Raw genomic sequence first — 12083 nt, forward strand, 5'->3', positions numbered from 1 at the left:
GCCACAACGGCCTGGTCGCCGCCGCCTACCTGGCCCGTGCCGGGCGGTCCGTGCTGGTCCTGGAGCGGCTCGGGCACACGGGCGGCGCCGCCGTCTCCACCCGCCCCTTCACCGGCGTCGACGCCCGGCTGTCGCGGTACTCCTACCTGGTCAGCCTGTTGCCCAAGAAGATCGTCCGGGACCTCGACCTCGACTTCCGCGTCCGGGGCCGCACGATCTCCTCGTACACCCCCGTCGAACGCGACGGCCGCCCCACCGGTCTGCTGGTCGGCGGCGGCGAGCGCCGCACCAGGGAGGCGTTCGCACGACTGACCGGTTCGGGGCGCGAGTACGAGTCCTGGCAGCGCTTCTACGGCATGACGGGCCGTGTCGCCGAACGCGTCTTCCCGACCCTCACCGAGCCGCTGCCCACCAGGGACGAGCTACGGGCCCGCATCGACGACAAGGACGCCTGGCGCGCCCTCTTCGAGGAGCCGATCGGCGTCGCCGTGGAGTCGGCGTTCCACGACGACCTGGTGCGCGGCGTCGTCCTCACCGACGCCCTGATCGGCACCTTCGCGGACGCCCACGACCCCACCCTCAGCCAGAACCGCTGCTTCCTCTACCACGTGATCGGCGGCGGCACCGGCGCCTGGGACGTCCCCGTCGGCGGCATGGGCGCCCTCACGGACGCCCTCGCCGCCACCGCCCGCGCGGCCGGAGCTGTGCTCGCCACCGGCCACGAGGTACGGAGCATCGCGACCGACGGCCGGTCCGCCGAGATCACCTACCGGACACCGGACGGCGAAGGCACCGTCGCCGCCCGGCACGTCCTGGTCAACGCCTCGCCCCAGGAACTCGCGACGCTGACCGGCGACATGCCGCCGGCGCCCGCCGAGGGCGCACAGCTCAAGGTGAACATGCTGCTCAAGCGGCTCCCGAGGCTCCGGGACGGGTCCGTCGACCCGCGCGAGGCGTTCTCCGGCACCTTCCACATCGCCGAGGGCTACGACCAGCTCGCGGCCTCCTACGCGCAGGCCGCCGCGGGCCGGCTCCCCGAGGCACCGCCCTCCGAGATCTACTGCCACTCCCTCACCGACCCGACGATCCTCGGCCCGGACCTGGTCGAGCAGGGCTACCAGACGCTCACCCTGTTCGGGCTGCACACCCCCGCAAGGCTGTTCGAGGCCGACAACGACGCCGTACGCGAGGAACTCCTGAAGTCGACCCTCGCCCAGCTCGACGCCCATCTCGCCGAGCCCCTCGCCGACTGCCTCGCCACCGACGCCGAGGGCCGCCCCTGCATCGAGGCCAGGACCCCCCTCGACCTGGAACGTGACCTCGGCCTGCCCGGCGGCAACATCTTCCACCGTGCCCTCGCCTGGCCCCACACCCAGGAGGACACCGGGCGCTGGGGCGTGGAGACCCGCCACCCGAACGTGCTCCTGTGCGGCGCGGGCGCCGTACGCGGCGGCGGGGTCAGCGGGGTACCGGGCCACAACGCGGCCATGGCCGTACTGGAGGCCCTCGGCGGCCCTTCCTGACCCTTGCGTGACCGCCGCTCTCGATCGCGCATTCCGGCCGGGCGGGCGACGCTGTAAATACCTTTCCTTCCGCACCTGAGCCGAGTGTGCGGATACGGCTTCGTCCACAGAGTTGAGAACGCGGTGACGGGAGAGCAGCGGGCGTCCGAGCCGCCCGGCGCGGGTGGAGCGACACAGGCCGGGGTCCTGCCGCTCCACGCCCCGGTCCTGACCGCCGCACGGGCGGGGGCCCGGGTCGCAGCCCTTCTGGCGGCCCTCCTCGGAGCACTGAGCCTGACCGGATGGATCGTCGACGCCGACGCGCTGAAGAGCCCGCTGCCCGGCGTCGAGGTCTCCATGAAGCCGAACACCGCCGTGGGGATCCTGACCCTCGGCCTGTCCCTGTTCCTGGTCGCCCGCCGCCCGGTCGGCGGGCGGACGCTCGCCGCGGCCCGCGTCGCCGCGCTCCCGGCCCTCCTCGTCGGCGGACTCACCGGCCTCGAGTACCTGACCGGGACGGGACTCGGCCTCGACGAACTCCTCTTCGACGACGACACCGCCGGGGTCGGCACCGGCACACCCGGGCGGATGTCACCGAACACGGCCGCGGCCCTGACACTCGGGGGAGTCGCCTCCCTGTCCGCGAGCACACCCCGAGCACCCGCCTGGACCGGTCAGATCCCCGGACTGGCCGTCCTCGCCCTCGGCATGCTGCGGCTGTACGGGGCCGTCTACGCGGTGACCGAGCTGGAACGGTTCGGGCCCTACACCGGCATGGCCCTGCACACCGGCATCGCCCTGGTGCTGCTGGGCACCGCCGCGTTCCTGGCCCGGCCGGACGAGGGCCCCGCGGGCCTGCTGATGAACGCGGGCACCACCGGAGCCCTCGGGCGCCGGCTGTTCGCCACCGTCCTCGTCGTACCGCCCCTGCTCGGCTGGGGCGTCCTCGCGGGCGAGGACGCGGGCCTCTTCGGTCCGCGGCTGGGCACCGCGCTCCTCGTGGCCGGCCATGTCGCCGTGTTCACGGCGGTCGTCCTCGAGGCCTCGGCGGTGGGCCGCCGCATCGAGGAGGCCCATGCCCGTGCCGAATGGCAGGTACGGCAGAACGAACTGCTCCAGGCCTTCATGGACCACACGCCGGCGGTGGTGTTCATCAAGGACCTGGAGGGCCGCTTCCTGGCCGTCAACACGACGTTCGAGGCGAGCACGGGCCTGTCCCGCGACCAGGTGATGGGCCTGCGGGACGAGGACGTCCTGCCGCCCGACCTCGCACGCCAGGCCCGCGCCGCCGACCTCGCCATGCTCGCCCGGGGCACCCCCGTGCAGCGCGAGGAGCTGATCAAGCTGCCGGAGGGCGACCGCGATGTCCTCAGCTCCCTGTTCCCGCTGAACGACGCGAACGGAAAGCCCTACGCCGTGTGCGGTGTGATCACCGACATCACCGAACGCGTCGCGGCCCAGCGGGAGGTCCAGCGGGCCCGGCGGCGCTTCCTCTCCCTCCTGGAGTCCGCACCCGACGCCACCCTCATCACGGACGGCGACGGCACCATCGTCATGGCCAACGCCCAGGTGGAACGCCTGTTCGGCCTGGCGCCCGGCGACCTCGTCGGCCACGACGTCGTCCGGCTCGTGCCCCACGCACGGCGCCGACGGCACAGCGCCCTGCTGAGCGCCTACCTGCGCCTGCGCGACTCCCGGCCGACCGTCGTGGACCGGGACCTGTACGGGCGGCACCCCGACGGCTCCGAGTTCCCCGTCGAGGTGAGCGTCAGCAGACTCCAGGCCGAACAGGAGACCCTGGTCGTCCTGACCGTGCGGGACATCACCGAGCGCAGACTGGCGGAGGCCGCCCGCGCCGAGCGCTACGAGCAGCACCGGCACATCGCCTACACCCTCCAGCACAGCCTCATGGGGGAGCCGCCCCGCCTCCCGCACCTGCCCAGCGCGCACCGCTACCTGGCCTCCGTCCAGGACCCCGGGGTCGGCGGGGACTGGTTCGACGTCATCCCCCTCGGCGAACGCCGCACCGGCGTCATCGTCGGCGACGTGATGGGCCGGGGTCTGGAAGCGGCGGCCGTCATGGGGCAGCTGCGCGCCGCCTCCCACGCGCTGGCCCGCACCGGCGCCACGCCCAGCCGGCTCATGACCGCCCTCGACGCCTTCGTCAGCGACCTCGCCGACCAGCTCGTCACCTGCGTCTACCTGGTCATGGACCAGGACGAGGACGAGGTCACCCTGTGCTCGGCCGGGCATCTGCCCGTCATCGCCCTGCCCCCGGACGGGGCCGCCCGCCGACTGCCGACCCCGGTCGGAGTGCCGCTCGGCGTCAACGACCTGGGCGGCGGAGTGCCGTTCGAGGAGGCCACCCAGCCGCTGCCGCCCGGCAGCACCCTCGTGCTCTACACCGACGGACTCGTGGAGAGACCGGGCACCGACATCGAGGTCCAGATCGACGTCCTCACCCACACCCTCGACCTGGCACTGAAAGGCGCCCCCGCGGCCCCGGAGCTTCTCGACCGGGCCGCGGACCGGCTGATCACCACCCTCCTCCCGGACCCGGCCACCCATGACGACGACGTGACGCTGCTGATGATCCGCGTGCCCGGCCCGGAGGGGGAGGACGCCTACGGCTGACCGCGGGGAAGGGGGACGGTGCGGGGTGCGGAACCGGCATCGGCACAGCTGTTCGCGGAACTGGTCCTCCCGTCGAACGTTCCCGCTAGCGTGCTCGGGACGCTGGAGATGCGGGAGATGGAGATCAAGCGGTTCCAGATTGACATCCCGCAGGCCGAGCTGGACGACCTCCAGGAGCGCCTCGCCCGCACCCGGGCCGAGGAGCTCCCCACCGACCCGGACGCCGCCCAGACCGGCCCGGTGCCCCGGGGTGGGAGCGCGGCGTGCCGGTCTCGTACGTCAGGGATCTCGTCGAGCGCTGGCGCACCACGTACGACTGGCGAGCACGAGGCCCGGCTCAACGCCCACCCGCACTTCACCACCGAGATCGACGGCCAGACCATCCACTTCGTGCATGCTCGCCCCACGAGGACGCCACCCCGCTGATCCTCACCCACGGCTGGCCCAACACCTTCGTGGAGTACATGGGTCTCGTCGACGAGCTGACCAACCCCGCGGACCCGGCCGACGCCTTCCACGTGGTCATCCCCGACATGCCCGGCTTCGGCTTCTCGGGCCCCACCCGCGAGGCCGGCTGGAACCGCCACCGGATCGCCGCCGCCTGGGCCGAGCTGATGCGCCGCCTCGGCTACGAGCGCTACGGGGTGCACGGCAACGACGCGGGCGCGTTCGTGGCCCCCGAGCAGGCCCGGCAGAACCCGGACAACGTCATCGGCATGCATGTCAACCAGACTGGATCGGCCAGCTCCTGGGCACCGCCGTGGACCCCGACACCGTGCTGACCATCGCCACGATCTACTGGCTGACCAACACCGGCGCCTCCTCGGCACGGCTGTACTGGGAGGACCGCCACACCGAGCACCCCACGGAGCCGACCACCGTGCCCACGGGCCTGGCGAGCTTCGCCCACGACTTCAGCCCGGTCCGCAAGTTCGCCGAGCGCGACCACAAGAACATCGTCTCCTGGTGGCGGTTCGACCGCGGCAGCCACTGGGCGGCCCACGACGCCCCCGACCTGCTCGTCACCGACCTGCGCACCTTCTTCGGTCCGCTGCGCCAGAGCTGAGGTGACCTACGGGCGGTGCGTCGGAGTGGGACAAAACGGATGTCGCGCGAGACGCTGACCCCATGACAGCTCCTTCGGCGCCCGCCGCTGACCAGCCGTACCGTTTCGACGACCTGACCGCCCTGTTCGTCAACTGCACACTCAAGCCGTCCCCTCAGCTCAGCCACACCCAGGGCCTCATCGACAAGAGCGCGGCCATCATGATGTCGCGCGGGGTCACCACTTCCGAGGTCCGTGCCGTCGACCACGACATCGCGCCCGGTGTCTACCCGGACATGACCGAGCACGGGTTCGCGACGGACGAGTGGCCGGCCCTGTACGAGCAGGTGATGGCCGCGGACATCCTGGTCGTCGCCGGGCCGATCTGGCTCGGCGACAACAGCTCGGTGACCAAGAAGGTGATCGAGCGCCTGTACGCCTGCTCCAGCGAACTCAACGCGCAGGGGCAGTACGCGTACTACGGCCGCGTCGGCGGCTGCCTGATCACCGGCAACGAGGACGGCGTGAAGCACTGCGCCATGAACGTCCTCTACAGCCTCCAGCACCTCGGCTACACGATCCCGCCCCAGGCCGACGCCGGCTGGATCGGCGCGGCCGGCCCCGGACCGTCGTACCTGGACCCCGGCTCGGGCGGACCGGAGAACGACTTCACCAACCGCAACACCGCGTTCATGACCTGGAACCTCATGCACATGGCGGCCCTGCTGAAGCGCGCCGGAGGCATGCCGGCCCAGGGCAACCAGCGCACCCAGTGGGACGCCGGCTGCCGCCCGGGTGCGGAGAATCCCGAGCACCGCTGACCCCTTCGCCGCAGGTCACGAGGGTCCCGGCCGCCCACGCGGCCCGTCCGTCCTCCCGCTCGCGACAAGATTCACCGCTGTGCCAATCCACCGCCCGACCTGCTCCGGATTACGCGAGAACCGGAGCACACAGGGCGGGAGGAAGAGGCGATGGATCCGCGGGACAGAGGCAAGGCTCCGCACGACTCGGAGCACACGGCACGGTACGGACGGCGCACGGCCGTGGTGGGCGCCGGGGTGGCGGGCCTGACGGCCGCGTACATCCTGGGGCGGACCGGTCACGTCACCCTGTACGAGGCCGACGACCGGCTCGGCGGGCACGCGCACACCCACGAGCTGACCTCGACGCACGACGGACGCGTGCACCGCGTCGACTCCGGGTTCATCGTGCACAACCGGCGCACCTATCCACGGCTGCTGCGGCTCTTCGACGAACTCGGCGTCGCCACGCAGGAGTCGGACATGAGCATGTCGGTCCGGTGTGAGGGGTGCGGACTGGAGTACGCCGGCGCCCGGGGCCCCGTCGGACTGTTCGCCCGCCCCGGCAACCTGCTGCGCGGCCGCTATCTGCGGCTCCTGGCGGAGGTGCCCGTCTTCCACCGGGCGGCCCGGCGACTGCTCGCCCGGGGCGGTGATCCGCCGCTCACCCTGGGGGAGTTCCTGGACCGGGAGGGCTTCTCCCCCTACTTCCGCACCCACTTCATGACCCCGGTCGTCTCCGCCGTCTGGTCCTGCGACGCCGCCACCGCCCAGCGCTACCCGGCCGCCTGTCTGTTCCGCTTCCTGGAACACCACGGACTGCTGTCGGTGGGCGGCTCACCGGTGTGGCGCACGGTCACCGGGGGGTCGCGCGAGTACGTCGACCGCGTCGCCAAACACATCGACGAGGTCCGCACCGGCACGCCCGTCCGAGCCGTACGACGCCACGCCGACGGCGCCGCGGTGACGGCCGCCGACGGCACCACCGAGTCGTACGACGCCGTCGTGATCGCGGTCCACCCGGACCAGGCGCTGCGGATGCTGGCCGACCCGACCGAGGCGGAGCGGGAGGTGCTGGGCGCGTTCCGCTACTCCCGCAACACCACCCTCCTGCACACCGACCCCCGGCTGCTGCCGCGGTCCCGGGGCGCCCGCGCCTCCTGGAACCACCTGCTGCCGTCCTGCGACGCGGGCGCCGACCGGGTACGGGTCAGCTACGACATGAACCGGCTGCAACGCCTGGACGCCGCCGAGACGTTCGTGGTCACCCTGGGCGGCGAGGACCGCGTCGACCCCGGCCGGGTCCTGGCCCGCATGGTCTACGAACACCCCGTCTACACCCCCGAGTCGGTGGCCGCACAGCGACGGCTGCCGGAACTCGACAGCTCCGTCTGCGCCTTCGCCGGCGCCTACCACGGCTGGGGATTCCACGAGGACGGCTGCCGCTCGGGCGTCGAGGCCGCCGCGGCCCTGGGAGCGCGCTGGTGAACCCCGTACCGGACACCCCCGCCCCCGCCCTCTACTCGTGCGTGATCGCCCACGTACGGACCACGCCCCGGCGCTACGCGCTGCGGCACCGCACCTACCTGTGGTTCCTCGACCCCGACCGGCCGCCCCGACTGCCGCTCCTCCTGCGGCCGTTGGCCCGGTTCGACCCGCGGGACCACTTCACCGGCGACCAGCCCTCGATCCGGGCCGGCCTCGACGCGTTCCTCGCCGAGCGGGGCGTTCGCCTCGACGGCGGCCGGGTGCTGATGCTCACCCACGCGCGCGTGCTCGGGTATGTGTTCAACCCGCTCACCCTGTTCTGGTGCCACGGACCCGGCGGCGAACTGCGCTGCGTCGTCGCGGAGGTCCACAACACCTACGGCGGACGCCACTGCTACCTCCTGCCCGCCGGCGGCACCGGCACGGCCGGCGGGCCGTACCGCGCCGACAAGGAGTTCTACGTCTCGCCGTTCCTCCCGGTCGATGGCCGCTACCTCATGCGGCTGCCGTCGCCCGGAACGCGACTCGACCTGACCGTCCACCTGGACCGTGAGGAGGGCCGCACCCTCACCGCGACCGTCCGGGGCACCCGGCGCGAGGCGACCGTGCGGACCCTGCTGCGGCTGGCGGCGCGCCACCCCTGGTCCACCCTCGCCGTGTCGGCCGCCATCCGGGCCCACGGCATACGCCTCTACCTGCGGGGACTGCCCCTCCACCCGCGCCCCGACCACCGCATCCCGGAGAACGCCGCATGACCACAGCAGAACCCCGTGTCGTCCCCGGCGGCCCGACCGCCCCGGTCGATCCCGTGCGCTGGCCCGATGTCGCCGCCGTCCCCGCCTCCTCCCCGCTGCGCACCGCCGTGACCTCGGCCCTCGTCCGGCGGGCCCTGCGCGAACTGCCGCTGCGGGCCCGGCTCGCCGGAAGAGGCACCGTCGGCCTGGGCGGGCCGCTGCTGGACGTGCACGACCCGGCCGCCTTCCACGCCCGCGTCGGCACCGTCGGCCTCGTCGGGTTCGGCGAGTCGTACATGGCCGGCGAGTGGGACGCCCCCGACCTGGTAGGCGCCCTCACCGTGCTCGCCGCCCACGCCGCCGAACTGGTCCCGGCCCCGCTGCAACGCCTGCGCGGCCTGTGGGCGCCGCGCCAGCCGTACGAGGAGCGCAACACACCCGAGGGGTCCCGCACCAACATCAGCCGTCACTACGACCTGTCCAACGACCTGTTCGCCCTCTTCCTCGACGACACCCTCACCTACTCCTCCGCCGTCTTCCGCGGCTTCCCCGCCCACGGGGACCGGCTCGCCGCCGCCCAGCACCGCAAGATCGACCGCCTTCTCGACCTGGCCGAGGTCGGCGAAGGCACCCGGCTGCTGGAGATCGGCACCGGCTGGGGCGCACTCGCCCTGCGGGCCGCCGCCCGCGGCGCTCACGTCACCTCCCTCACCCTCTCGCGGGAACAGCGCGACCTGGCCCGCGACCGCATCCGCACCGCGGGACTGGACCAGCGGGTCTCCGTCGAGCTGTGCGACTACCGCGAGGCACGGGGGGAGTACGACGCCGTCGTCAGCGTCGAGATGATCGAGGCGGTCGGCGCCGAGTTCTGGCCGGTGTACTTCCGCGCCCTCGACCAGCGGCTCGCCCCCGGCGGCCGGGTGGCCCTCCAGGCCATCACCATGCCGCACGACCGGATGCTCGCCACCCGCGACACCTTCACCTGGATCCACAAGTACGTCTTCCCCGGCGGACGCATCCCCTCCACCCGCGCGATCGAGGACACCGCCCGCGACCACACCCGGCTGCGCCTCGCGCGGCGCGACGCGTTCGGCGCCCACTACGCCGAGACGCTGCGCCTGTGGCGGGAGCGGTTCACCGAGCGCGCCGACGACGTCGAGGCGCTCGGCTTCGACGAGACCTTCCGCAGGCTGTGGACCTTCTACCTGGCCTACTCCGAGGCCGGGTTCCGGGCCGGCTACCTCGACGTGCACCACTACCTGTTCGACAAGGAGGGCCCCACCCGATGACCACCACCGCCCCCACCATCACGGCCCGTTCCGGCGTCGCCCACCTGCTCACCGCCCTCGCCGAGGACGCCCTCGGCGGCCACCTTCCGGTGCGGCTGCGCGCCTGGGACGGCAGCGAGACCGGCCCGGCCGACGCCCCGGTGGTCGTCGTACGGTCCCGACGGGCGCTCCGCCGCCTCCTGTGGCAGCCCGGCGAACTGGGCCTCGCCCAGGCGTACGTCACCGGCGAACTCGACATCGAGGGCGACCTCGCGCACGGTCTGCGCACGGCGTGGGCCGCACACCGGGAGCTGCGTCTGCGCCCGCCGCGACTCACACCCGCCGGCCGGGCCCGCGCCGTCGCCACCGTCGTACGGCTCGGCGCGCTCGGCCCACGGCCGGCCGCCCCCGCCTCCCGGGCCCGGCTCCGCGGCGGCCTGCACAGCCGGGCCCGCGACCGGGCCGCCGTCAGCCACCACTACGACCTCTCCAACGACTTCTACGCCCTCCTCCTCGACGAGACCATGGCCTACTCCTGCGGCTACTGGGCCGCGGAGCACGCCGAGTTCGGGCCCGCCGACGCCCAGCGGGCGAAACTGGAGCTGATCTGCCGCAAGCTCGCCCTGGTGCCCGGCGCCCGGCTCCTCGACATCGGCTGCGGCTGGGGCTCGCTCACCCTGCACGCGGCCCAGCGGTACGGCGCCCGGGTCACCGCCGTCACCCTGGCCCGCGAACAGGCCGCACACGTGCGGGAGCAGGTCCGCGAGCGCGGTCTGACCGACCTGGTGGACGTGGTCCGCCAGGACTACCGCGACATCGACGGCGGCCCCTACGACGCCGTCGCCACCGTCGAGATGGGGGAGCACGTCGGGGACGCCGAGTACCCGGCGTTCACCGCCGCGCTGCACCGGCTCGTCCGGCCGCGCGGCCGGGTGCTGGTCCAGCAGATGTCCCGCGGCAGGGTCGCCCCCGGCGGCGGGCCCTTCATCGAGGCGTACATCGCCCCCGACATGCACATGCGCCCCCTGGGCGAGACGGTGGGCCTGCTGGAGGGGGCGGGCCCGGAGGTCCGGCACACCGAGTCGCTGCGCGAGCACTACGTCCGCACCATCGGCGCCTGGCACCGCACCCTGGAGGACCGCTGGGAGCGGTTCGTCCGGCTGGTGGGGGAGGAGACCGCTCGCGTGTGGCGGCTGTACCTGGTCGGCAGTGCCCTGGCGTTCGAGGAGGACCGGATGGGCGTCGACCAGATCCTCGCCGTACGGCCCGGCCCCGACGGCGACAGCGGCCTCCCGGCGACCACGCACACCTGGTACGAGGGGCTGGAGCGGCCGTGAGCGACTTCCCGTGGAGCGCCTTCGCGCTGAACCTCGCCTGGGCCGCCGCCGCGGCCCTCGCGGTCATGCTCGTCACCTTCGCCGTCGCGGTCCGCCTCGGCATGCACCGGATCGTGGACATCGCCTGGGGCGTCGGCTTCACCGCGGTCGCCGTCGTCACCTGCGTCGCCTCCGCCGACGAGGGCGACCCAGTGCGGCGGCTGCTGGTCACCGCGCTGACCGCGATCTGGGGGCTGCGTCTCGCGGCGCACATCGCCCGCCGGGGCCGCGGCCACGGCGAGGACCCCCGCTACGAGGCCATGCTGTCCAAGGCGCCCGGCAACCGCGACGCGTACGCCCTGCGCATGATCTACCTGCTCCAGGGCGCCCTGGTGTGGCTCGTGTCGCTGCCCGTGCAGGCCGCGCAGTACGTGCCCGACCCGCCGTCGGCCCTCACCTGGGTCGGCGCGGCCCTGTGGGCGGTCGGTCTCGGCTTCGAGGCGGTCGGCGACGCCCAACTGGCCCGGTTCAAGGCCGACCCCGCCAACCGGGGAAGGATCATGGACCGGGGCCTGTGGTCGTGGACCCGGCACCCCAACTACTTCGGGGACTTCTGCGTCTGGTGGGGTCTGTTCCTCACGGCCTGCGACTTCCCGGCGGTGGCCGCGGTCTCCGTGGTATCACCGGTGGTGATGAGCCTGCTGCTCACCCGGGGCAGCGGCAAACGGCTGCTGGAGAAGCACATGGCCGACCGGCCCGGCTACACCGAGTACCAGGCCCGCACCAGCGGCTTCTTCCCCCGGCCACCCAAGCGGACGCACAGCGGGGCGGGAGCACGATGACGTACGGACCGCGGCAGGGGGACGCCCTCCTCCTGAGGGCCTCCCCGATCCGGCCGCAGGCGGCCGTCCTGGTGCTGCACGGCGGGCAGGCGGTGAGCCACCGCCCCGCCCGCCCCTGGCAGCTCGCCGCCCTGCGGATGGACCCCTTCGTCCGGGCGGTGTCCACCGCACTGCCCGACCGGGACGTGCTGGTCGCCCAGGTCCGTTACCGTCTGCGCGGCTGGAACGACCTGCGCGCCGACCCGGTGCGGGACACCGAACTCGCCCTGGACGACCTCGGCGCACGCGTCGGCCCCGTCCCCACGGTCCTGCTCGGCCACTCCATGGGCGCCCTGGAGCAGGTAGATCATGCGCAGGGCGTACGCGTCGCGGTTGCCGGGCGCCTTGGACAGCATGGCCTCGTAGCGGGGGTCCTCGCCGTGGCCGCGGCCCCGGCGGGCGATGTGCGCCGCGA

General features: G+C 73.3%; 10 protein-coding genes and 2 pseudogenes. 11 read left to right on the forward strand and 1 reads right to left on the reverse strand.

Annotation, left to right across the window (positions count from 1 at the left end; translation table 11 throughout):
* The 11 genes and pseudogenes from AOK23_RS29840 to AOK23_RS29880 all read left to right on the forward strand — a co-directional run.
* Nucleotides 1-1523: phytoene desaturase family protein (locus tag AOK23_RS29840; RefSeq protein ID WP_055715704.1), on the forward strand; the 1523-nt coding region annotated here is incomplete at its 5' end.
* Nucleotides 1524-1646: 123 nt separating this feature from the next.
* Complete coding sequence (locus AOK23_RS29845) at nt 1647-4136, forward strand: SpoIIE family protein phosphatase (protein ID WP_055715705.1); 2490 nt, start codon at nt 1647-1649, stop codon at nt 4134-4136.
* Nucleotides 4137-4253: 117 nt separating this feature from the next.
* Nucleotides 4254-4505: pseudogene (locus tag AOK23_RS52045) on the forward strand (hypothetical protein); the annotation flags it as partial.
* Entirely contained in the window at nt 4400-4918 is a 519-nt protein-coding gene (locus AOK23_RS52050) for an alpha/beta fold hydrolase (protein ID WP_420823764.1), read from the forward strand. The pseudogene AOK23_RS52045 and the gene AOK23_RS52050, both read left to right, overlap by 106 nt.
* Entirely contained in the window at nt 4912-5202 is a 291-nt protein-coding gene (locus tag AOK23_RS51740; RefSeq protein ID WP_338056536.1) for a hypothetical protein, read from the forward strand. The genes AOK23_RS52050 and AOK23_RS51740 overlap by 7 nt, the downstream gene beginning before the upstream one ends.
* Before the next feature lie 62 nt (nt 5203-5264).
* The gene (locus AOK23_RS29855; RefSeq protein WP_055715706.1) at nt 5265-6002 is read left to right on the forward strand and encodes a flavodoxin family protein; all 738 of its coding nucleotides are present in this window, start codon (nt 5265-5267) and stop codon (nt 6000-6002) included.
* Nucleotides 6003-6152: 150 nt separating this feature from the next.
* A complete protein-coding gene (locus tag AOK23_RS29860; RefSeq protein WP_055715707.1) occupies nt 6153-7469 on the forward strand; it encodes an NAD(P)/FAD-dependent oxidoreductase in 1317 nt (438 codons plus the stop codon).
* Entirely contained in the window at nt 7466-8224 is a 759-nt protein-coding gene (locus AOK23_RS29865) for a DUF1365 domain-containing protein (protein ID WP_055715708.1), read from the forward strand. The genes AOK23_RS29860 and AOK23_RS29865 overlap by 4 nt, the downstream gene beginning before the upstream one ends.
* On the forward strand, nt 8221-9492 hold the full coding sequence (locus AOK23_RS29870) for a class I SAM-dependent methyltransferase (protein ID WP_055715709.1): 1272 nt from the start codon (nt 8221-8223) through the stop codon (nt 9490-9492). The genes AOK23_RS29865 and AOK23_RS29870 overlap by 4 nt, the downstream gene beginning before the upstream one ends.
* Nucleotides 9489-10808 (forward strand): SAM-dependent methyltransferase, encoded by a 1320-nt coding sequence (locus AOK23_RS29875; protein ID WP_055715710.1) that lies wholly within the window; start codon nt 9489-9491, stop codon nt 10806-10808. The genes AOK23_RS29870 and AOK23_RS29875 overlap by 4 nt, the downstream gene beginning before the upstream one ends.
* Complete coding sequence (locus AOK23_RS29880) at nt 10805-11629, forward strand: DUF1295 domain-containing protein (protein ID WP_055715711.1); 825 nt, start codon at nt 10805-10807, stop codon at nt 11627-11629. The genes AOK23_RS29875 and AOK23_RS29880 overlap by 4 nt, the downstream gene beginning before the upstream one ends.
* Nucleotides 11630-11955: 326 nt before the next feature.
* Here AOK23_RS29880 and AOK23_RS52055 read toward each other — a convergent pair.
* Nucleotides 11956-12083: pseudogene (locus AOK23_RS52055) on the reverse strand (DUF1295 domain-containing protein); the annotation flags it as partial.

Source organism: Streptomyces torulosus (assembly GCF_001419765.1).
GTDB classification, from domain to species: Bacteria; Actinomycetota; Actinomycetes; order Streptomycetales; family Streptomycetaceae; genus Streptomyces; species Streptomyces torulosus.

What these genes read in the sequence shown, in the direction of transcription:
- AOK23_RS29855 (WP_055715706.1), top strand. Translation starts at nt 5,265, where the DNA reads ATGACAGCTCCTTCGGCGCCCGCCGCTGACCAGCCGTACCGTTTCGAC.
- AOK23_RS29860 (WP_055715707.1), top strand. Translation starts at nt 6,153, where the DNA reads ATGGATCCGCGGGACAGAGGCAAGGCTCCGCACGACTCGGAGCACACG.
- AOK23_RS29870 (WP_055715709.1), top strand. Translation starts at nt 8,221, where the DNA reads ATGACCACAGCAGAACCCCGTGTCGTCCCCGGCGGCCCGACCGCCCCG.
- AOK23_RS29875 (WP_055715710.1), top strand. Translation starts at nt 9,489, where the DNA reads ATGACCACCACCGCCCCCACCATCACGGCCCGTTCCGGCGTCGCCCAC.